The sequence below is a fragment of the Desemzia sp. FAM 23989 genome, assembly GCF_045528345.1.
In the GTDB taxonomy this organism is placed as follows: Bacteria; Bacillota; Bacilli; order Lactobacillales; family Carnobacteriaceae; genus Desemzia.
This window is the reverse complement of the sequence record NZ_JBGQQT010000004.1, coordinates 23,676-45,938: the sequence shown is the minus strand read 5'-3', so window position 1 is coordinate 45,938 and position 22,263 is coordinate 23,676. Positions and strand designations below refer to the sequence as shown.

The 22,263-nt window shown below is 38.7% G+C and carries 22 protein-coding genes and 1 riboswitch; of the genes, 5 read left to right on the top strand and 17 right to left on the bottom strand.

Translation table 11 applies throughout. The features are described from left to right. Window positions 1-103: 103 nt before the first annotated feature. The 3 genes from ACEN36_RS03795 to ACEN36_RS03785 all read right to left on the bottom strand — a co-directional run bounded on the left by ACEN36_RS03795 (window position 104) and on the right by ACEN36_RS03785 (window position 4,209). Window positions 104-1,585, bottom strand: a complete 1,482-nt coding sequence (locus ACEN36_RS03795) for a carbon starvation protein A (RefSeq protein WP_407097095.1) — start codon at window positions 1,583-1,585, stop codon at window positions 104-106. Window positions 1,586-1,721: 136 nt separating this feature from the next. Next, window positions 1,722-2,456: a LytTR family transcriptional regulator DNA-binding domain-containing protein gene (locus ACEN36_RS03790; RefSeq protein ID WP_407125984.1), complete on the bottom strand. Its 735-nt coding sequence runs from the start codon at window positions 2,454-2,456 to the stop codon at window positions 1,722-1,724. After that, window positions 2,437-4,209 carry a LytS/YhcK type 5TM receptor domain-containing protein gene (locus ACEN36_RS03785; protein WP_407097093.1) on the bottom strand — a complete coding sequence of 591 codons (1,773 nt, stop codon included), beginning with the start codon at window positions 4,207-4,209 and terminating at the stop codon, window positions 2,437-2,439. The genes ACEN36_RS03790 and ACEN36_RS03785 overlap by 20 nt, the downstream gene beginning before the upstream one ends. A 186-nt stretch (window positions 4,210-4,395) precedes the next feature. Further along, a riboswitch (Lysine riboswitch) is annotated at window positions 4,396-4,542 on the top strand. 153 nt (window positions 4,543-4,695) lie between these two features. Between ACEN36_RS03785 and ACEN36_RS03780 the strand changes: the two genes are divergently transcribed. Next, entirely contained in the window at window positions 4,696-6,096 is a 1,401-nt protein-coding gene (locus ACEN36_RS03780; RefSeq protein WP_407125983.1) for a YfcC family protein, read from the top strand. A gap of 57 nt (window positions 6,097-6,153) precedes the next feature. On the opposite strand, the gene ACEN36_RS03775 is transcribed toward ACEN36_RS03780, so the two are convergent. The 11 genes from ACEN36_RS03775 to ACEN36_RS03725 all read right to left on the bottom strand — a co-directional run bounded on the left by ACEN36_RS03775 (window position 6,154) and on the right by ACEN36_RS03725 (window position 15,183). Next, complete coding sequence (locus tag ACEN36_RS03775; protein WP_407125982.1) at window positions 6,154-6,774, bottom strand: NUDIX hydrolase; 621 nt, start codon at window positions 6,772-6,774, stop codon at window positions 6,154-6,156. A 38-nt stretch (window positions 6,775-6,812) separates the two neighbouring features. After that, window positions 6,813-7,352: an RNA 2',3'-cyclic phosphodiesterase gene (gene thpR / locus ACEN36_RS03770; protein WP_407097090.1), complete on the bottom strand. Its 540-nt coding sequence runs from the start codon at window positions 7,350-7,352 to the stop codon at window positions 6,813-6,815. 19 nt (window positions 7,353-7,371) lie between these two features. Further along, a complete protein-coding gene (locus ACEN36_RS03765) occupies window positions 7,372-8,574 on the bottom strand; it encodes a YcjF family protein (RefSeq protein WP_407125981.1) in 1,203 nt (400 codons plus the stop codon). A 213-nt stretch (window positions 8,575-8,787) separates the two neighbouring features. Beyond that, the gene (locus ACEN36_RS03760) at window positions 8,788-9,429 is read right to left on the bottom strand and encodes a YrrS family protein (RefSeq protein ID WP_407097088.1); all 642 of its coding nucleotides are present in this window, start codon (window positions 9,427-9,429) and stop codon (window positions 8,788-8,790) included. 116 nt (window positions 9,430-9,545) lie between these two features. Continuing rightward, window positions 9,546-10,154, bottom strand: coding sequence for an ECF transporter S component (locus ACEN36_RS03755; RefSeq protein ID WP_407097087.1), 609 nt, complete (start codon window positions 10,152-10,154; stop codon window positions 9,546-9,548). A gap of 99 nt (window positions 10,155-10,253) precedes the next feature. After that, the gene (locus ACEN36_RS03750; RefSeq protein ID WP_407097086.1) at window positions 10,254-10,568 is read right to left on the bottom strand and encodes a hypothetical protein; all 315 of its coding nucleotides are present in this window, start codon (window positions 10,566-10,568) and stop codon (window positions 10,254-10,256) included. Window positions 10,569-10,571: 3 nt separating this feature from the next. Further along, the gene (locus tag ACEN36_RS03745) at window positions 10,572-11,033 is read right to left on the bottom strand and encodes a MarR family winged helix-turn-helix transcriptional regulator (protein WP_407097085.1); all 462 of its coding nucleotides are present in this window, start codon (window positions 11,031-11,033) and stop codon (window positions 10,572-10,574) included. Between the two features lie 232 nt (window positions 11,034-11,265). Beyond that, window positions 11,266-12,075 carry an ABC transporter ATP-binding protein gene (locus ACEN36_RS03740; protein ID WP_407125980.1) on the bottom strand — a complete coding sequence of 270 codons (810 nt, stop codon included), beginning with the start codon at window positions 12,073-12,075 and terminating at the stop codon, window positions 11,266-11,268. Continuing rightward, window positions 12,075-12,968, bottom strand: a complete 894-nt coding sequence (locus ACEN36_RS03735; RefSeq protein ID WP_407097083.1) for an ABC transporter permease — start codon at window positions 12,966-12,968, stop codon at window positions 12,075-12,077. The genes ACEN36_RS03740 and ACEN36_RS03735 overlap by 1 nt, the downstream gene beginning before the upstream one ends. A 24-nt stretch (window positions 12,969-12,992) precedes the next feature. After that, window positions 12,993-13,982, bottom strand: coding sequence for a tryptophan ABC transporter substrate-binding protein (trpX, locus tag ACEN36_RS03730; protein ID WP_407125979.1), 990 nt, complete (start codon window positions 13,980-13,982; stop codon window positions 12,993-12,995). A 496-nt stretch (window positions 13,983-14,478) separates the two neighbouring features. Then, window positions 14,479-15,183, bottom strand: a complete 705-nt coding sequence (locus tag ACEN36_RS03725) for a carbonic anhydrase family protein (protein ID WP_407125978.1) — start codon at window positions 15,181-15,183, stop codon at window positions 14,479-14,481. 203 nt (window positions 15,184-15,386) lie between these two features. On the opposite strand from ACEN36_RS03725, the gene ACEN36_RS03720 reads away from it, so the two are divergent. Next, window positions 15,387-17,087 (top strand): NFACT RNA binding domain-containing protein, encoded by a 1,701-nt coding sequence (locus ACEN36_RS03720; protein ID WP_407125977.1) that lies wholly within the window; start codon window positions 15,387-15,389, stop codon window positions 17,085-17,087. A gap of 144 nt (window positions 17,088-17,231) precedes the next feature. Here ACEN36_RS03720 and pyrR read toward each other — a convergent pair whose 3' ends face one another. From pyrR to lspA, 3 genes are read right to left on the bottom strand one after another with little or no spacing between them, the layout of a single operon-like run. Further along, on the bottom strand, window positions 17,232-17,783 hold the full coding sequence (pyrR, locus tag ACEN36_RS03715; protein ID WP_407125975.1) for a bifunctional pyr operon transcriptional regulator/uracil phosphoribosyltransferase PyrR: 552 nt from the start codon (window positions 17,781-17,783) through the stop codon (window positions 17,232-17,234). Between the two features lie 52 nt (window positions 17,784-17,835). Next, window positions 17,836-18,747 carry an RluA family pseudouridine synthase gene (locus ACEN36_RS03710; protein ID WP_407125974.1) on the bottom strand — a complete coding sequence of 304 codons (912 nt, stop codon included), beginning with the start codon at window positions 18,745-18,747 and terminating at the stop codon, window positions 17,836-17,838. Between the two features lie 16 nt (window positions 18,748-18,763). Then, a complete protein-coding gene (lspA, locus tag ACEN36_RS03705) occupies window positions 18,764-19,237 on the bottom strand; it encodes a signal peptidase II (protein WP_407097077.1) in 474 nt (157 codons plus the stop codon). Between the two features lie 235 nt (window positions 19,238-19,472). Here lspA and ACEN36_RS03700 point away from each other — a divergent pair, with 235 nt between their 5' ends. Genes ACEN36_RS03700 through ACEN36_RS03690 form a run of 3 tightly spaced genes read left to right on the top strand, consistent with a single transcriptional unit; the run spans window position 19,473 to window position 22,185 of the window. Further along, complete coding sequence (locus ACEN36_RS03700) at window positions 19,473-20,108, top strand: YkyA family protein (RefSeq protein WP_407097076.1); 636 nt, start codon at window positions 19,473-19,475, stop codon at window positions 20,106-20,108. 12 nt (window positions 20,109-20,120) lie between these two features. After that, on the top strand, window positions 20,121-20,972 hold the full coding sequence (locus ACEN36_RS03695) for a polysaccharide deacetylase family protein (protein ID WP_407102749.1): 852 nt from the start codon (window positions 20,121-20,123) through the stop codon (window positions 20,970-20,972). Window position 20,973: 1 nt separating this feature from the next. Beyond that, window positions 20,974-22,185, top strand: coding sequence for a putative glycoside hydrolase (locus ACEN36_RS03690; protein WP_407102750.1), 1,212 nt, complete (start codon window positions 20,974-20,976; stop codon window positions 22,183-22,185). Window positions 22,186-22,263: the final 78 nt, after the last annotated feature.

Sequence of the window (22,263 nt, the reverse complement as noted above, 5' to 3'; positions counted from 1 at the left end):
ATCAATTGATGATACTACAATGATGGTAACAGTAAAGGCAGAAAAAAAGAAGTTAAAGGTCTTAGTCCTCTAACTTCTTTTACAGTCCTTCTCTTTTTACTCGTTAAACACTTTCTGAAGAAAACGTTCCAATGGGCAATTGATCATTGATCAGTTCTCCATCTGGATCAACAGTAACTTTTTGTTTTTTACCTGAGGTCCAGAATAACACTAAAATTCCTATAGAGACCACTAAAGCAACAATGAAAGTCATAGTAGTCAGCCCCATTCGGAATCCAATCGGTTCGCTTAAGATATAAACGACTACTGCATATAACATAAAAGTTCCTGGCACCAAGGTGACAAAATAATTTTTTCCTTTTAAATATAAATAACGTGTAGAAACCAATAAGGAAATAACAGCTGTCACTTGGTTTGCCCAGTTAAAGTATCTCCACAACATATTAAAATCGACATTTGTCAAGATAAAAGAAATGAGATACAACGGGATAGTGACCATCAATATTTTTTTAATGGTATCTTGTTTAATATTGAGGTAATCAGCTAATATCGTACGCAAACTTCTAAATGCTGACAGACCGGATGATATCGGTAATACGATAACACCAATGATCGCAATGGTCCCAAAGAGATTTCCAAGCAGCATAATAGACACTTCATTAACGACTAGTGAAGCTGTACCGGCATCAATCATTTGGCTCAAAGTCTGACCGTCAAATAAACTCATAGAGGCTGCTGCCCAGATCATAGCAATGACTCCTTCAGCAATCATCATTCCGTAAAACGTAAAGCGCCCTTCTCTTTCATTTGTGCTGGTTCTAGAAACCATAGGAGCTTGTGTAGCATGGAAACCAGATAATGCTCCGCATGAGATCGTAAAGAAAATAGCTGGAAAAATAGCTAAACCGCCTGGATGGAAGTTTTGTAAGGTACTTGGAGTCAGATTTGGAATGGAATAACCGCTAAACAATAAGCTGATTCCAATCGCGATTGTACTGATGATCAAAATAGCTCCAAACCAAGGATAAACTTTCCCTAAGGCTTTATCGATCGGTAAGACAGTTGAAATAATGTAATAGACGAAGATCAGTATAACAATCACACTTAGACCTAGCCAGCTTGGTGTGATGCTATCAATCAAGTTGGCTGGCGAAGTGACAAAAACGGTCCCTACCAGCATCAATAACAACATAGTAAAAATATTGACCACATGTTTAACGGGTTTACCTAAGTATTTGCTGGCCAATTCCGGCAAATGAGCCCCGTTATTTCTTAGAGAGATCATCCCTAACATATAATCATGTACAGCTCCTGCAAAAATACACCCCACAATGATCCAGATATAAGCTACGGGTCCGTATAATGCTCCCATGATCGGTCCAAATATCGGTCCGGTTCCTGCGATGTTCAATAATTCAATAATAGCGTTTTTCCCTTTTGACATCGGTACAAAGTCATACCCGTCTTTTAGCACCTCTGCGGGTGTTTTACGATCCGGATCGATCGAGAAATTTTTCTCAATGTATTTCCCATACGTAAAATACCCTAAAACTAATAAGATGATCCCGCCAATTAACGTAACCATTTGTTCTCCTCCTTTTATGAATACCCTTTCAATTTACAAGATTATTTTACTTGTATTTTACGGAAATTGGTCTGTTTTTTACTGAAATGACAGAACTGCAGGCTGAGATGCACGCCTGCAGTTCTGAATTTCATATTTATAATCCGATTTTTTCCTTAAAGGGTTTCATATACGAACGACTTACGGGAACATTTAACTGATTCTCCATTGTCAATTGATACGTATGGTTAAACCAAGGTTGGATCTCTTTTATTTTCGATTGATTTACAATAAACGAACGATGTACTCGGATAAAAGATGAATCAGAAGATAACTTTTCTTCCCAGGCATTCAATGTTCCATGTAGAGTATAGGTTCCTTCTTCTGTATGAAGATTTAATTCCCTGTTGTTGATACTGATCGCGATGATCAATTGAACTTTCACTAAGATGATCCGTTCTTCTATCTGGACAGGTATCGTATCTTCTCTTGCTGCTTCTGGAGTATTAGATGAAATTTGAGCAGTAGTTGCTAAAAAACTTTGATGCGCTTTTTGGACGGCTTTTTGGATCCGGTCCAATGAAAAAGGTTTAAGAACATAATCCCTCGCATTCAACTCAAAGGCTTGCAAGGCATATTCATCATAAGCCGTCGCAAAAATAATGATCGGCGGATGTTGAAGCAGGTTTAATTTATTAGCTAACGTCAATCCGCTCTCTTCTGTTAAATGGATGTCCAAAAATATCAAGTCAATCCGCTGATCGATCAAAACACTGATCGCTTCTTCTATAGAATCCGCTTCTTTGATAGACGAGATTTCAGGAAGCGGTTTTAATAAATAAGCCAGCTCATTTCTGGCTAAAGGCTCATCATCAACGATTAAGGTATGCATTCTTTTCCTCCTCTAAGTCATTTCGACGTATAATACAAGATACAGTCGTCCCAGTCTCAGTAGAATCAAAACGTAAGTGAGCATTTTCTCCAAATAAACTGATCAATCGCTTATTCAGATTCTCGATGGCTGAACCCGAACCTTTATTTGAAGATACGATTTCGTTGCCTAATTTGTCCAAAACCTCTGGATCGATGCCCACTCCATTGTCTTGCACACTGATTTGAATAGCCTCTTCTTGGTTGCGAATGTCCACTGTCACTTGATTTCCTTTTTTTCGCCCTTTAAAAGCATGTCGATAGGCGTTTTCTACTAATACTTGAATCAAAAAAGGCGGCAGCAAGACTTGTTCCAATCCATTATCGTAATGGACCTCTAGTTGATAGCGCTCAGGAAAGCGGGCTTCTTCTAAGCGTTGGAAGGCTTCTACTTGTTGCAGTTCTTTCGTCAAAGGAATCAAATTGGTTCGAGCTCCCGTTAAATTAGAACGGAAAAATTGACTCAACTGAAGCAGCAGCGAGCGGGCTTTTTCGCTGTCTATACGGATCAACGCGGATATAGTATTGATCGTGTTAAAGAAAAAATGCGGATTGACTTGTGATTGAAGCGATTTGATCTCAGCATCTTGCAATAATTTGCTTTGCCATTCAACTTCTCCCAATTCGATTTGTTGGGAGAAAATATTGCCTAATCCCTCTGCCAATTGACGCTCGACAAAGGTAAGTTGTGTTTTATCTGTAAAGTACATTTTTAAGGTCCCGATGGTTTTCTGTTTGGATTTTAACGGGATCACGATTGCTGCTTCTAATGGACAGCCCATATGATTGCACCCGATCTCTTCTTGAGAATGGGCTTCACTGACCTTTCCGGTATGCAAAACTTTTTTCGACAAGTCGGTCAATATCTCAAGAGAAGGAATGTGATGGTCGCTAGCTGCTCCTACATGGGCCAAAATCCTTTCTTGATTGGTAATGCTCACAGCGTCCACTTTCATAAATTGTTGGATCGTTCGAGCAGCTTTTTCACACGATTCTTCATTCAATCCGGAACGAAAGTAAGGCATCGTTTGATTTGCCAGCTGCAGCACATCATGAGTCTGGACGGCTTTTGTCTGTTCTTCTTGGTGAAGAGTCGTTTCAATAATGGAGAGAAAAATACCTGTACCGATACTGTTCGTCAGCATCATGGGCAAAGCAATGAACCGAATCAAGCTCCACGATTCGGCGTAATCGCTTCCCAATAAGAAAATACACCCCATTTGGATCAGTTCCATCATAAATCCTAACACCAAGCCTTCATAAGCAGTTGGGTAAGTGTTCTTTTGGATGGATCGGCTACCGAAATAACCGGAAAACAATCCAATCAGTACTGAAGACAAGATATAAATGTGAACATCGCCTCCACCTTGGAAGAAGCGGACGACAGCTGAAACAAGACCGACAATAATACCGACGGATGAGCCGCCGATCAATCCAGATACACCAATCGTTAATACACGTGTATTAGCTAGAGCAGAATTTGCAGATAATTGTGTGACAAATTGATTGACGATCATTTCGTCTTGATTGATCTCCACACCCGTGTAATTAGAAATAAAAGCAAATACACTAAACATCACAATTAATTTGAGCTTCGAACTCATCCGAGAGCGATTTGTCAAAATATTTTTAAAATAAGGAATATTGATCAGCAAATAAGCCAGAATAATAATTAGACCGCCTCTTTCAAGCATGAGAATAAATAATGAAAACACCTTTCACGCCTCCTATTCATTTATTCTTAGTCTACACTAATCTTTTCAAAATAGTGAGATTTTATTCAAATAATTTTTTGCATTGAATTAAAAAATGCCCTTTTTCTTAGAATTTCCCCTAAAATATTGCAATTATAAAGTGAATCCTGTATAGTTTGTAGCGGTTAAGAAACTGAATATTATTCAATGTGATGTAGAGGCTGCGGTAATTAAGAGTAGGGTTTTCTGAAAGGAATTATCGCCGAAGTGCAGATGTACTGGGGTTACGCTAAATAAGCGTAACACTGCCTGAACAAATTGCCCAAATTTGTTTTTAGGAGAGCTCTTCATATTGCGGGCAGAAGGTATAGTATAACGGAAAAGACTATGGGCCCTTTTGCTCATAGTCTTTTTGCGTTTTTTAAGAGCTTACTCTGCTTCTGTACTCAAGGGAATACATTTTATTTAGTAGTATTTCGTTTCAAGAAATGATTAGGAGGATTTACCATGGAGAAACAAAAAAGGTCTAGAATCCCTCACACATTTGTAACGCTGATAGCTTTTACAATTGTGATGGCGATTCTAACGAATGTGTTGCCTGCAGGGCAATTTGAACGAACTGAGGTGAATGGACGGACAGTTGTTATTCCGAATTCCTATACAGTAGTGGATTCTAACCCACAAGGTTTATTTGATGTATTAAAGTCTATTCCAACGGGAATGACAGAGACAGCTGACATTATCTTTTTCTTATTTATTGTAGGTGGTGCTTTTCAACTGATTACCGATTCAGGAATGATCAGTTCGGGGATCAGCTTGCTGGTTAAAAAATTACAAGGAAAAGAAAAATGGGTCATCCCTATTTTGATTTTAGTGTTTGGTATTTTAGGATCTACAATGGGGCTTTCTGAAGAAACGATTGTATTTATTCCCATTGGAGTCGCACTTGCTTTAGCATTAGGGTACGATGCCTTAGTTGGTTTGGGGATGATTTCACTGGGAGCAGCCATTGGTTTCTTCGCTGGTTTTATGAACCCGTTTTCTGTCGGAGTCGCTCAGGAAATTGCCGAATTGCCTTTATTCTCGGGAGTCGGTTTCCGGTTAATTATTTTAGCGATCTTGTGGATCGTTACTTCTGCTTACTTGATGCGTTATGCAGAAAAAGTGAAAAAAAATCCAGAAAATAGTTTGTTGTACAACCGTAAAAAAGGCACTCATGTGACGGAAGGGACCATCAATTTCGACGACCTTCCTCCATTCACTAAGCGCCATTTAGCAACGTTGCTTGTATTTGTCGGCGGATTTGCCATCATCGGTTACGGTGTATTCCAATATGGCTGGTTTATTGTAGAGATTGGTTCAGTCTTCTTAGGAATGGGAATTTTAACGGGTTTCATCTCCAGAATGAGACCCAGTGAAATTGCGGAGTCTTTTGTTGTGGGAGCAAAAGAAATGGTCTTTGCCGGCCTAGTTGTTGGTGTTGCTCGCTCTATTTTAGTGGTCATGGAAAATGGGTTGATCATTGATACGTTAATCAATGGTTTGTCTAATGTAATCAGTTCGTTACCAGACTCATTAGCTGTTGTGGGGATGTACCTTACACAAATCGTCGTTAACTTCTTCATTCCTTCAGGCAGCGGACAAGCAGCTGCTACAATGCCAGTTATGATTCCGTTAGCTGATACTCTTGGTATCACTAGACAAACGGCTGTACTGGCCTTCCAATTCGGAGATGGCTTTATGGATTCAATCATTCCGACATCTGGTGTATTAATGGCACAATTATCGATTGCTAAAGTTTCTTATGATACTTGGTTGAAATTTATCGGTAAATTGATGGGAATCTGGCTGACTATCGGACTGATTTTCTTATTGATCGCAAACGCTATTCAATATGGTCCTTTTTAATCAACTGAAGACACAAAAAAAGTGAGGCTGCATCGTGCGCCTCACTTTTTTGTGTCTTTAGTTGTCTAGTAAATGGTGTTCTTTCACTAAACTGATCAATCGTTGTGTCAATGAAGCGGTGAACCCCCATAAGTAATGATCATCCAAATTGTAAAAAGCAATCTGATTTCGCGCATGACGGAATTTGTAGTTTTTCCCATTTGGAATACGATCATAAGGGAAATCTTTAGGGTAATTCATCATCATGTCCACCGAATAGTAATCAGGCTCATTTTTCATGAAGTACCGTAGTGGAACTGTATACACTTCAGCCACTTCTTCGTTCCAAACGATGTCTTTGATATCGATCCCTTTAATTTCTCCTATAAAAGAATGGATAATAGAATTGTTTTGGACGATATAATCCATTTCTCCGATAACTTGGATGGATTCACCTGGGATCTGCAATTCTTCTATCGTTTCTCGTACGGCAGCCTCTTGATAGCTTTCTCCTAGTTCTACTTTACCTCCTGGAAAAGACGTATCTCCTGGTTGAGAAATATGCTGACTGCGGACCTCATATAAGATATGCGGAAATCCTTTCACCATGATGATCGGGATCAGGACAGCATATTCTCTTTTGACGTGTAATGCTTTTGGTTGATATTCTGAAAAAAAATGTTGGATGTTTTCTAACAAATGATTCTCCCCTCTTTTCTGTCTTTTCGCACCCGCACCTAGAGACCTATTTGATATCTTGCAATTGGACGATAGACCAACTGGTCATGGATACGAGTACTTTCAAATAAAGTGATGTTGTCGATCGTTACAGGAACAGCTTTCCAATTCAATTCTTGTCTCATTTGCTCAAAAGAATCAAGGAGTACGATATTCCTGCCAAATGTAACGTGAGGAGCATATGACCTCTTTTCCATCTCTAAATGGTGGTGTAAAAAATGTTGATGGAGTTTTTCGTACAATTCATTTAACTGTTGATCAGAATCAGGACCAGCCCATAAGATGGATTTATTCTTTTTGAGAAATTGGCCTAGATGATCCAAGGAAAGGTCAAAAGGTTTTGAATCTCCTGCTACAGACGAAACAATTGACCTTAAGATATCGCTATGGGGTGTTTCTCCAATGAACTGCAGCGTCAAATGGAAGTTCATTAGAGAAGTGAAATGGCCTTTGACAACATATGGACGAATCTGCTGCTGCAATTCGAACAACTTTTCTTTGACAGGACAACTTAATTCAATACCGATAAATATCCGCATAATGTGGGTCACCCTTCTATTATTTCTTTCGTTGCCACCATTTTTTCTTTGATTTCGGTTGAGGATCTTCGGTTTGAATGTCGGAAAGAGAATCAATGGATTTTTCTTTACCGCCTTTTTTCAGTCGTTCTTCAAATTTTTCTCGCATCAACGTTTCAATGTTCTTCAAGTCTGGATATTTGCCATCTTTTTCCCCTTTAGCGATGACCGCCAATACTTCAATATAGCTCATAGCTAGAGCAGTAGTCATCATTGAAGCTGTGGTCCCGCTGATGATTCCACCAGCAATCGTTCCTGCACCAGGAATGAATTTGACGATATTGGATACGATGTATCGACCAGCAAATGTAGCGCCGCCTGTTCCGCCAATTGCAGCAACTAAACTAGTGATCGTGGCTTTATCCATGGAAATACCAAATATAGCTGTGATATGAGCCAGCAATCCTATTTGCATCGGAACGAGTAAAGAGGCATCTGAAAAAGGAATAGGTACAAAGCCGATACCGAATGACGAAACAATATACTTCACTGCCCAATTGCGAGCTGACTTGGCTTTCAACGCAATGTCAACTTGCTGGGCATTATTAAAAGCTTCCTTAGTTTCTTCCGGTATGATTTCAAAAGTCGTTTGAATCAATTCATTTAGCCCGAAAGCAGGAATGGACAATTCATCTGTGATGCGAAAGTCTTCAGCCATCACATTGATCACACTGACTACGTTCAAATTCAGGTTTTCAATATATGATTTGAACTCTTTTGCAGGTTCTCCCATAGATTGTGTCAGAACAATAATAACAGGCACATGAGCACTTAGTTCTCGAATCATGTCGATCTCCATTTGTTCAATCCTTGAAGAATTGGCATTGATGCAGTAATAAGCTACATGGATCGCTTCTTTAACGCCCAACTCTTTCCTTTTTTTGATCGTATCAAAGATCTCTTTTTTGACTGTCTGCTGAGTCTCTTCTTTGAGTTCGAGTCCTTTGGTATCATACAATACGATAGGAATATGTTCTTTGGAAATTCTTCTCAAATGTTGAGTTACCGGTTTTCCAACTCCTGTAGCAGCTAGGCGTTCTCTAAAGACGTTGTTGATCAACGTACTTTTTCCAACTCCGGTCTTTCCTGCTAAAAGGATGTTGATCGGATGCATATTGGCGACTTCTTCTTTTGTTTTGTGGAGTATTTCTTCCACTACACTAAAATCAGTTTGCTTTTTCATTTTTCCAGCCTCCAAGCAACTCTATTTTTTACGTTTGTAATTGGATTGTTTAGAACAAGTTTATCACACTGTGGTTTTAATCGGAAGAAATCAAGCATTTATCAGCACAGGAAGAACCTCTCAGATTTTGCTGTCAGTCTTGTGGGAAGGATAAAAATAAACCCTCAGATGAAGTTTATACTCCAAACTGAGGGGTTATTTGCTATGACTAATTTAGTTGTATGGATTATCCGCTAAGGGTTCTACTTGAACCGGTTGCCATCCTTGATTGTCTACCCAACGTAAAAGAACTTGGTACGTTTCCGTTTGAGCATTATTGGAAATAACTGTTTCGACCTGTTGATCTCCAGCATTTCCTACCCACCATTCAATCATGTCGCCCTCACTGATACCTGTGGCAACAGAGGAAGCACGTTTGATTTCAATACGGTCTTGCGAACCTTCAGAGTAATTGGTTGTGTGTTCTCCAGATTGTTCTGTCCCAACCGGATCCCAATCTCCAGAAGCTGCTTCGTCATCCGGTTCTTCAGATTCTGAATCTGATGATTCTTCTTCACTGCTTTCTGATGCTGAAGAACTTGATTCAGAAGATTGTGAGCTCTCACTTTCTGAACTGTTCTCACTATTTGTTTCTTCTTCGCTGCTTTCAGAAAGCATTGAGCTGGATTCACTAGAAGTATCTAAGAATGAATTTTCATCCTCTTCTCCACCACCGCCAAATATAGTATATGCAAGGAACAGCAAACTCAAAATAAGAATGATCACTAAACCAATGGTAATCTTTCGAGTTAAGCTCTGCTCTTTATTGTTTGTAGAACGATTATTCGTTCGTGTTGGTTTCTTAGGATCTTTCATGTAAATACCTCTCCATTTCTATCACACTGTTTAGGAAAAAAATGTCCTCTCCCACAAAAACTAGTATAACATTGAAGTCGATGACAAATCATTTCGAAATGATTACTATTAGATGACTAAAAGGATTTATTTTTCTTAGTTGGCGAGATTTTCAACAACGGTTTGGCAATAATCGGCCCTAAAATACCTGCAGCTAATGCTTCTGCGATTCCGTTTGTCAAAACAACTCCACCTAAGACATACATCAGATTTGAACTGTCCACATTAATAGCTGTCGCGTAATCATCCTTGTAAAAAAGATAAATAAAACCTAGTACCAAGATTGTATTCGTAAGAGAAGCTAAAACAGCTGCTAAGGCCATTCCAAAAGTTTGATTCTTTGTTTTTTTTCTAAACGTATAGAAAACCAGACCAGCAACAAGCCCGACTAGAATACGTGGCAACACTGAGATCAACGGGTTGGTAAAAATCAGCGGGTCTAATGGTGTCTGAGGTGCCGCAAATGCACGGACTAGGCGAATAATGCCCCAAACCCCTCCAACGATCATTCCTTCTTTAGTACCTAAAACCAATGAAGCGACAATAACCGTAATATGGATAATGGTAGGATTCAGTGGAGGAATCGGAATATATCCAAGAAAAGGAACAAAGCTTTGCAATAATATAATGGCTGTAAAAATACCTAAAATAGCCGTACGATACGCTTTGTTGTTTGAGTTTTTCATTTCTTTATTACCCTTCTTTCCAAATGGTGTTTTTCTTCCTTATTTTACCTGATGTGAGAAACAATTACATTAAAATAGTCCAAACTGATCTGAGACAAATTAAATGTGGTCATCCATGTATTGATCCAATAATTCTATGACCGACTCTCTCCCATAATCTTGAATAAAGTCATTGAACAAACCTAAAAATATACTGCCTTTTTTTGCGGTTCCTTCACTTTCATCTTCAAAAAAACGAATAAAATAGGATTGATAATTCTGGAACCCATCTACAAAACCCAGACTTTTAATAAATCGATTTTCTTCTACTTCCGCATCTAGTTGATTTTCCAGTCTTTTAGTTTCTTCAGACTGATCTATTACCAGCTGCACTAATTCTTCTTTTGATAAACTATTCAATGTTTTAAAATCCATTCTTTATCCCCTCAGTGCTTCTTTTTTATTTTGTGCTTCAAAATGAGCTATGCTTCGATTTGCTCTACCCAATAACACAAGTAAAAGCTGCTTTTCGTCAATAGGCCATCCTCTTAAAATGAACCCTAATTGTTGTTCAATTTCAAAGAGTAAAGTATTCGTTAACGTCAAAGCTTCTTCCGTAAGGTATAAATAAGCGTACCGTTTGTCTGTACCGGCTTCTTTTACTATCCAACCTTTTTTACTCAATGTATTGACTTGGCGGCTTAATGTTGATTTATCCAAGGCTGTAATAATGGTTAACTCTTTTAATGTTTTGTGCTCATCTTTAATCGTCTTCATGATCGTAAATGCTGATTGAGTAACATTATGATCAGCTAATATCGTGCTCAACAATTTACGGTAATGATTTTGGAACTCTTCCATTTTGACCAATAAGTCGTGACTTGAAACTTCGTAATCCACTGTTCTCGCTCCCCCTATAATATATGTCAACTTCTAATGTTTGTATGTAGCAACTATATAGTAAAAAGCTTGCAAATGCAATGGATATCAAAAGAGAAATCCATTTAAAAAAGTTTTTTTAAAGTCTCTATTTTTTACAAGATAAAAAGAACTTAGTCGATTGACCAAGTTCCTTTTACAATAAATGAATTAGTTGTATAACCAAATGAAATAAGTTTACAGTTGATTTATCTTAGCTAAATAGCGTTTCATTGGATAGTTGAGCTCCCGCCGTAGCTTTTTGGAAAAGTGCCATTACATCTGGAACCGTTAGTCGTGATTTTTCTTCTCCACTCACATCCACGACAACTTTTCCTCTGTTCATCATAATCATTCGATTCCCATAAGTTAAGGCATCTTGCATATTGTGTGTGATCATCAGTGTAGATAACTGCTTTTTTTCAACCAATTGCTGAGTCAAATCCAGTACAGTTTCAGCTGTTTTTGGATCTAAAGCTGCTGTATGCTCATCCAGCAACAGTAATTCAGGACGTTTCATCGTTGCCATCAATAAGGTGATCGATTGTCTTTGACCACCGGACAATAACCCCATTTCAGCATTTAACCGGTTTTCAAGTCCTAAGTTTAAGGGTTCCAATAATGATTTGAAGTAAGCCTGTTCTTTTGCGTTGGTACCGAATTTGAAGGTTCTTTTTTGACCTCTGCGTAAAGCGATGGCCAAATTTTCTCCAACTGTCATTCGAGGAGCTGTTCCCATCAGTGGATCTTGGAAGACTCGTCCGACTCTTCCAGCTCTACGTTCCTCTTTTAACTTAGTGACATCCTCTTCATTGATTTTAATGTGTCCACTATCGACTAGTACATTGCCAGCTATACTATTGAGTAAAGTTGATTTTCCAGATCCATTTCCGCCAATGATCGTAATAAAGTCTCCATTTTCAACTTCTAATGAAAGATCTTTTAAGACTGGATTTTCATTGGCTGTTCCTCGTTGAAACGTTTTTGAGATATGTTGTAAGGACAATACAGATGCAGGTTTCATTAGTCCATCCGCTCCTTTCTAGTGAAGAAATTCAAGTGCAAAGCATTTCTCAGACTTGGTAAAGCTAGGCAAATTGCCAATAAAATGGCTGATATCAATTTCAGATCATTTGGATTCAAGCCAAGCAGAATGACTAAAAGAATAATCAATCGGTAAATGATCGCTCCTAGAATCACACAAATCAATCGGTTGACGAAAGATAAGTTCCCGAAGACCACTTCCCCTATAATAACGGCAGCCAGACCGATAACAATTACTCCGATACCCATGCTGATATCTGCATAACCATTATCTTGGGCTACTAGTCCCCCTGACATCGCTATAATACCATTTGACAACATCAATCCTAAAATCTTCGTCCGGTTTGTAATGATTCCCATGGCGCGTGCCATTTTCTCATTGTCCCCTGTGGCGATAACAGCTTGCCCCAGTTCAGTTTTAAAGAAAAGAGCCAACACTAAAATGACTACAGCGACGATAATCAAACCTAGAAAGATCGAATCGAATTGATTCGGCAATTCGACTGACTGGAAGATATCAGTTACACGAGATTCCCCCAACAAACTGAGGTTGGCACGATTCATGATGCGTAAATTAATTGAATACAATCCTGTCATCGTCAAAATACCGGCCAATAAACCTGGAACTTTTCCTTTGGTGATTAAAATTCCGGTAATGGCTCCTGCTAACATTCCTGATACAAAACTAATAGCTGTTGCTAAAAAAGGATTCATACCATTAATGATCAATTGTGTAGTAACTGCTGCTCCTAACGGAAAAGAGCCCTCTGCTGTCATATCCGGTAAATTTAATATCCGATACGTGATAAAGATTCCTAAAGCCATGGTTCCCCATAAAAGACCTTGTGATGTCGCAGTAACGATTAAATCCATCTCTATTCTCCCTCATTTCTCCTGTTAATCAATGATTGTTGCTTGTTCCATCATTTGTTGCGGTAAGATAATGCCCAACTCTTCTGCTTTTTCAGGATTGACAAAAATATCTCCTTGTTCCAAATATTGAATCGGTGTCGTTGCTGGATCTATTTTTCCATCTAAAATAGCAGCAGTCATTTCTCCAGTCAGTTTTCCTAATTCATATTGATTCAAGCCAACTGTCGCTAATCCGCCTTGTTCCACCATTGTATCCACTGCTGGAATAATAGGGATTCCTTCAGCATCTGCTGCTTCGACTAAGGTGTTCATCGCGCTGGCAACAGTATTGTCTGTTGGCACCCAGATAGCATCTACTTGAGAAGCCAGTGCTGAACCAATCTGGGACACATCATTCGTGGATGAAACCGTCATAGTAATTGTTTCAAATCCCATTTCTTTCGCAATTTCAGCGGCTTTTTCCCCCTGAACGATCGAATTGTCTTCACTGGAAGAATAAAGGATTCCAATACTCTTTGCCTCAGGTAAAATTTCTTGAATCAGTTCGAATTGTTCTTGAATCGGTGTTTCATCACTCACTCCGGTGATGTTGCCGCCAGGTTCTTCATTACTGGCCACTAAATTAGAGGCTTCAGGGTCTGTAACAGCTCCTAAAACGATCGGAATCTGAGAAGAAGCATTTGCTAAAGATTGTGCAGATGGAGTAGCGATGCCTACCATCACGTCCGCATCTCTACTGACAAAACGTGTACTCATTGAATTGAGGTTACTTTGGTCACCTTGAGCATTTTGGAAATCCAGTATCATTGTTTCTCCATCTACATAACCTGCTTCGTTCAAGGCGTCAACAATACCTTCATAAATTAAGTCTAATGCAGGGTGACTCGTTAATTGTAAAACACCTACAACCGGTAATTCATTTTCGGATGGTTGAGCTGTTGTATCGGTATCCGAGAAAAAAGCAACCGTGAGTATAATGGTTAAAATAGCGATAAAACCAATCATTTTTTTCATATTCCTATTCCTCCTTGAAATATTGCTGAGTTATTTTTTCTACTAGGTATGCCATCGTTTAGTTTCTTTTTTCTTCATAACTAGTTCCTCTCCCATTTCATAAAAAAAAGAACAGTTACCTCGCGTAAACGCGGTAACTGTTCTTTACAAACAAAAACCGCATAGAATAAGTAGTATTCTATGCGGTCTGATTTTGATTGTAGACTCAAATAAACCAACATAGATACAAGTTCAGTTTCCTGAAGGTTGCATCTATGAAATTCTTCATAAACCAACCTATCTATTGCGGCTTTGCCAATCCATATGTAATTGTAGCTGTTGAATAGAATGCAGTTGGTCCATAAGGAGTCTCCTTTTCGTATAAAAGATATTAGAATCATAGTACGCTTTCCATTAAAGTCTGTCAAGCCTAATCTGCTCCATAAAACATAAGCTAGTTAAAAAGCTGGTTCAAATTTAACTATCCTAGGAGCTTTTAAGCATTTTGCGGATGTCCTTAGGATTCATACAGTGTAATTTCGCGATCATGAACAGCTTGTAATGGTCGATTGGTTTTTCCAATGGTTGTTTTGAAAGCCTGTATGAGCTCCAGGGGTAAAGAAACAGCATTTTTCATCACGATCCACTGCACTGGTCCTACAGTCGGAGGTGTGGTCAACGAGCCCGAGTAATAAAAAAAGGATCTGTTTTTTGGCTTTAATTGCTCCAAATCCAATTCTAAAATATGGTGCTGTTTTAATTCTTCCTCGGTCAACAATTCCTCAAAACCATTTAATAAATACTCTTGAATGTCTTCATTACGAGATTTACCCATCACTCCGACCGCTAACACTTCATCGTCAGCCGAACGATGGACAAAATGTACTTCTAAATCAAACGACTTTTCGTCAATCACATGTTCACTGGGTAAATGAGCATGGATATCTTCCAGCACATAACGTGTTTGTCTAAACTCGACACTGGCTGTCTCTTGATCCGCTGCTGGAGATAAATGGATCGTATGATTAAAAAAGTCTGTTTTAAATTTCTTTGGATCTCCAATAAAGATCAATTCTTCATCGCTCGCAACCATTTTTTTTGCAGCAGTTTGCGATAGTGGTATTGGAGATTGCCAGGTTGTTTCTGCTTCCGCTGTTTGAAAATCAGGGCATAAACCGCTCCAAAATTCTGGCCCTGCTTCTCCACTGTAACTCCATTCCATGTTTAACACCTCTTCTATATTTGCAACAGTATCTATTTTACACAATAAATAAAACAGATTTCAAGTATTCTCTCTTGTTTTTTGAAAGACTAAAACTACTCTGCTACTTTTGGCAAGTAAAAAATGCTATAATGACCAATAGGCAACTAATGTACTGTGTTGAGTACAAGTATATGAATAGCAATGAAAGAAGGGATACACATATGTCATTTGATGGTGTCTTTACCCATGCAATGGTCGATGAATTGGCAGATCTTCTTGCCAATGGCAGAGTTTCAAAAATACATCAGCCTTATCAAAACGAAATCATTCTTGTGATGAGAGCAAATGGAAAGAATCAAAAAGTATTGCTTTCTGCTCATTCGAGTTACGCTCGTATCCAAGTAACAGATATACCTTACGAGAACCCTGATTCTCCTCCACAATTTTGTATGATGATGCGCAAACATTTAGAAGGAGCAATTCTTGAAAATATAGAACAAGTTGAAAATGACCGAATCATTAGATTCTTGTTTAAAAGTCGCGACGAAATCGGAGATATCCAAAATGTCATGCTGGTAGTAGAATTAATGGGTCGCCACAGCAATATTTTCTTGATCGAACAAGACACGATGCGTATTTTAGACAGCATTAAACATATACCCAGCAGTCAAAACTCTTATCGTCTAATTATGCCGGGGGCAACCTATAAAACGCCACCTCATCAAGATAAAATAAATCCTTTTACCGTATCCAAAGATCAAGTATTGGAAATTATTCAAACTGAGAGCGATCTTCCTTCAGGGAAAAAACTGCAAGCCAGTTTCCAAGGGTTAGGATCGGATACTGTAAACGAATTACTGCAACGTAGTGAAGAAGATGAAATTCAGTTGCCGCATGTTTTTCAAACTTTTTTCAGTCGTATCCAAGAAAAAAATATCGAACCTACAAAAACTCAAGTCAATAATAAAGAAACATTCACACCTGTTCCATATGTCTCACTAGATGGCGTACAAACCACTTATACTTCATTAAGCCAATTGTTGGATGACATTTACCGGAATAAAGCTGAAAAAGATCGTGTCAAGCAGCAAGCAGCTAACTTATTCCACGTCCTGCAAACGGAACTATCACGGAACAAGAAAAAATTGACTAAACTACAGCGGACATTAGATGAAACAGAACACGCCGATGACTATCGTGTGAAAGGGGAAATTTTAACAGCCTATTTGCATGAACTGACAAAAGGCCAAGAATCTATTGAATTACAAAATTTTTATGATGATAATAACCCTATAACCATTCTATTAGACCCAAGAAAAACACCGTCTCAAAATGCACAAAAATACTTTTCGAAATACCAAAAATTAAAAAATGCCATTATCTATGTCAATGAGCAAATGAAACAGACTCGTGAAGAAATCGATTATTTAGATTCCATCATGACTCAATTGGAATTGGCTACCCCTAAAGATGTTACTGAAATCAAAGAAGAATTGATCCAAGAAGGCTATTTGAAGAAAAAAACGAAAAAGAAACAGAAAAAACTCAAAACCAGTAAACCAGATCAATACCAATCTTCTGACGGCACAACGATTTTAGTAGGGAAAAATAATTTGCAAAATGATCAGCTAACGCTAAAAACCGCTCGTAAATCAGAAATATGGCTGCACACTAAAGATATCCCTGGCTCGCACGTGATTATCCAAGACAGCGCTCCTTCTGAAACAACTTTATTGGAAGCGGCCAATATTGCGGCCTATTTTTCCAAATCCAGATTATCGGCTTCCGTGCCTGTCGATTATGTAGAAGTGAAAAAAATACGCAAACCAAATGGTGCCAAACCTGGTTTTGTGATTTATGAAGGTCAACAAACGATATTCGTCACACCCGATGAAGAGTTGGTCAATCAGCTAAAAGTATGATACAAATGTTCCATTAGCGGTCTTAGATGCATTCTTTGACTACTTTTCCATAAACAAACGACCCCCAAACCTTAGATGTTCCTCTAAGATTTGGGGGTCGTTGCTTTTTAAGGAAGTGCAGCATTTTTGCACGGTGAACTATTCTTATGCGTTGAGTTTTTGGATCAACACCTGATCTTTACCGTCTACTTCTTCTACAGCAACTTTAATTTGCTCATCTAGAGAGGTAGGAATGTTTTTTCCAACAAAATCTGCACGAATCGGTAATTCTCTGTGGCCTCTATCGATCAGTACAGCTAATAAGATCTTTTTTGGACGTCCTAGATCCATTAAAGCATCCAAAGCAGCTCTGACTGTTCGGCCTGTATACAGAACATCATCCACTAAAATCACTTGTTTGCCTTCAATCGAAACCGGCATAGAAGAACCTTTCACTTCAGGATCGGTGTCTCTGCTTGTATGAACGTCATCACGGTACAATGAAATATCCAACTCTCCAACAGGTACATCGACGCCTTCCAGTTGTTTCAACTTATCAGCGACCCGTTGAGCCACAAAGATCCCTCTTGTTTTGATGCCGACTAAAACCAGATTATCGATACCTTTGTTGCGTTCAATAATTTCATAAGAAATACGGGTCAAAGCACGTCTCATAGCTGCTTCGTCTACCACTTCAACTTCTGAATGAATGCTCATTCTTTTCCTCCATTCTGTCATCAAATAACTCTTCAACGATTCGTTTCGGAGATTATTCTGATACGTTGCGTAATTTGTCTAGTGTCTCTTTGAACAATTCTGGCAATTCAGATTCGAATACCATCATTTCATCTGTTTTAGGGTGTTTGAAACCTAATTTTTTAGCGTGTAGAAACTGACCTTTTCCTTCTAACGTTTTTCTGGGTCCATAGATTGGATCTCCAGCAAGCGGATAACCAATGTATTTCATGTGTACACGAATTTGGTGCGTACGACCTGTTTCGAGTTGCAATGAAACTAATGTAAAGTCTTTAAACCGTTCCAATACTCTAAAATGAGTCACAGCTGGTCTTCCGCCATCTACGATATCTTGTTTTTTCCGATCGATTTTTGAACGTCCCAGAGGAGCATCAATCGTTCCTTTTTCATGCGGGATAACACCATGAACTAAGGCTACGTATTCACGAATACTGGTTTTATCTTTCAATTGAGCGGCTAATTTTTCGTGCGCTACGTCATTTTTAGCGACCATCAGCAATCCTGAAGTGTCTTTATCAATGCGATGGACGATTCCTGGACGAATCTTGCCATTGATACCAGATAAATCTTTGATATGATACAGCAAGGCATTTACTAGTGTTCCATCAGGATGTCCAGCTGATGGGTGAACGACCATTCCTTGCTCTTTATTGATGACAACCACATCTTCATCTTGGTACACGATCTCTAAAGGGAGATTTTGTGCGACTACGTCCAACTCTTGCAGTTCAGGTTCTGTGATTTTAACTTCATCCCCTGATTGGACTTTATAGTTGGTCTTGACCGGTTCGTCATTCACTAATACATAGCCCTCTTTAATCCATAATTGGATAGCAGAACGTGTTTTGTTGGGAATCATCTCTGCCAATACTTTATCGATTCTTCCCTTTTGTTCTTTAATGATTACTTCGTATTCATTTGTCATGCATTCAAACTCCTTCTTATTTCACCTGTTTGTTTTTCTTTTTCTCTTTTCTTTCGTCTGCAAATACGTAAATGACTAGTAAGACGACACCGACTGACAGCAAGCTGTCTGCTAGGTTGAAGATGGGGAAATCAATGAATTCTAATTTGACCATATCCACAACGTATTGCAGTCTTAAACGGTCAATAAAATTTCCAATCGTACCGGCCAGAATAAAGGTTAACGACCAAGAAAACAAACGGTCTCCTTTTCCATATTTCTGCATATTGTACACTAATACTACAAGTACAACTGCAGTAATGATATAAAAGAACCACATTTGGCCTTCTAAGATACTCCAAGCCGCTCCATCATTTTGAATATAGGTCCAAGATAATAAACCAGGTATAAATTCGATTGTTTCGTATAAATCAATATTTGCTACAGTTAAATATTTTGTCCATTGGTCTACTCCGACCATTACGGCTGCAATGATATAATAAATAAACATTTCTAAACCTCACTTTATCCTCTAATCATAACACATTCCTATTTTACATGATTCTTCAGTTAAGCAACAGGTTTATTTTTAAAAGACTGTGGAGGTGAATCCATTTATTTAGTAGTAAATAGTACAAATAGTTAAAAAACAGGCTTTTTCATTGGGTAATGGGAACGGTTTTGTTATAATTACATTATGTTCATTTTTTGTGAACATACAGGACAAGTAAAAAGGGAGTTAAAACATGAAAAAGATAATAGGTGCCGTAAGTTTCCTTGGATTAAGTACCGTTCTTACTGGTTGTGATACAGGGGTTGCACAAGCTGTAGATGTGACCACAGAAATTGAAACGGTAGAAAATACCCTTATTGAAAAATTGAATGCCATTGCTTCACAAGAAGCGGACTTGCAAGCTGAATTTGAAACAACTTTAGCGGAGGATGCAGAGTTAAGTACTTTAAAAGACGGATCCGCGGCAGTCTTTGAAAACATTGAAACACGCCAAACAGATCTAGACAGCTTAAAAGAGGCTGCTGAAAATCTTAAGGGACAATCTGATGAGTTGGCGGATTTAGATAGCGAAGATTTGCCTTCAGAAGAAATTACCAACGTTACAGACGCATTAACTACTTTAAACGGTTCACTAGACCAGTTTACAGAACTATATGGCGCCACATTGACGGAACAAGAAAGTTATTTCCAATCTCTCGTTGAAGAAGATGCTACATATGAAACGCTTCAGACAGGGATCGAGCAGCTTAATGAACAACATACCGCAACAAATGATCTTTTCATTCAATTAGACAGCAACTTAGCTCAATTACAAACTTCACGTACTGAAGCTGCTGCTGCATTAGAGTCCCTTGAAAATAATAAATAGGAGGATGATTTTATGAAAAAAAGAATCACGGCACTTGCTTTATTTAGTACGGTACTTCTAGCAGGATGTGCCACCGGAACTACGGAAGAAACGACTGAAGAGTCTTCCTCTTCTATTGTTGAATCCGAATCCACAACTGAGGAAAGTCAAACTGAGTCTAGTACTGAATCAGAGGAATCTAACGATGAAGCCGCTGAAGAAACAGCTGTAGCGTATCAATATCAAGTGAACCCCTCAAATTATGCTATTGAACCAATCGAGGATGAAACCTCTGAAGAAAAGATCGCTTTATTGACTATTGATGATGCCCCTGATAAATACAGTGTAGAAATGGCCCACAAATTAAAAGAAATTGATGCTCCTGCTATATTCTTTGTAAATGGGATGTACATAGAATCAGATGAAGGAAAAGAAGCATTAAAAGAAATTCATGATTTAGGTTTTGAGATTGGGAACCATACTCAGACTCACCCTAATTTACAAACTATCTCAACTGAAGAACAAAAAGCTGAAATTTTAGAAACCAATGCATTGATCGAAGAAGTCATTGGTGAAAAACCACGCTTTTTCCGAGCACCTCATGGGGCTAATACCGATGTTTCTAGACAATTAGTGGCTGACGAAGATATGACCTTAATGAACTGGACGTTCGGCTATGACTTTCAACCGGACTATCAAGATGCCGATGCCTTATTGGATATCACGATGAATACAGAACTGCTTTATAACGGCGCAAACATTTTGATGCATGACCGTGAATGGACCAATCAAGCCATTGTGCCCATTGCTGAGGGATTGAGAGAACAAGAGTTTACACTGATCGATCCAAAATTAATTGTTTCACCTGAAAGCGAGGAAGAATAGTATGAAAAAAAATACATTTAAATGGTCCATTCCCCTATCCGCAACTCTCTTATTTGCTGCCTATTCACAAAATGTACATGCAGAAGAGAATGCTGAGACTCAAGTATTGACCATTCACAGTGCCGACCTTTTATCCATTCCAGAAAATTATCCTACTCAATTTACTTTTGATAGCGGCGTGGAAATTGCTTATCCTGAAGATGGTGTAAAAGGAGTTTACGTTACAGGACACTCAGCTGGTGGTTCTCGTTTAGCAGAATTGACTCAGTTGTTAAATGATACTGAATTAAATGCCATGGTCGTCGATATCAAGGATGATTTCGGAGATATGACGCTGGACCTGCAATCTGATAACCCAATCGTTCAAGAAAATACTCAAAATTATGTTGACGATCCATCCGCATTAATGACTCACTTTGAAGAAAATGAGATTTACCCTATCGCTCGTATCGTTGTCTTTAAAGACACACGTTTAGCGGAAGCTCGTCCAGAATTGAGCTTTACACATTCAGATGGATCCGTATGGAAAAACAACCGTGGAGAAAGTTTTGTCAATCCATTTTCTCAAGAAGTTTGGGAGTATAATGTGGAGATCGCCAAGCAAGCTGCTAAAATGGGTTTTAAAGAAATTCAGTTTGATTATGTTAGATTCCCTGAAGGATTCGAAACTCGTTCAGACGAACTTCAATACACCCGTGGCGGATACGATGAAATGGATCTGGATGATGTTCAACAACGTGTTGAATCGGTAACAGATTTCGTGAAATACGCTAAGAAAGAATTGGAACCTTATGGAGTCGACGTTTCCGTAGATATCTTCGGGTATTCTGCTACTGTTCCGGAAGCTCCTGGAATCGGTCAAAACTTCTCTAAAATTTCTGAAAATGTCGATGTGATTTCTTCTATGATCTATCCAAGCCACTGGGGACCTTACTTTGGGATCGCCAAGCCTGACTTAGAACCTTACAACATTATTTCAGAATACATGAAAGTAGAAAATGACGTACTAGGCAGCCTGGAAACACCGCCGCGATCTCGTCCATGGTTACAAGACTTCACTGCTTCTTACCTAGGTTCGGGAAATTATCTGCAATACGGACCAGCCGAAGTCGAAGCCCAAATCAGAGCCCTAAAAGAAGCCGGAGTCAATGAATTCCTGCTATGGGACGCTGGGAATACTTATACGGAAGGCGTTAATTATGACTTAGAATAGAGCGAAAAAAAGACGCTTAAGCCAAGAACGTGGAGAAAAGCGTGTGAGCTGACTTTCGCAGCGCGTTTACAAGGCGCC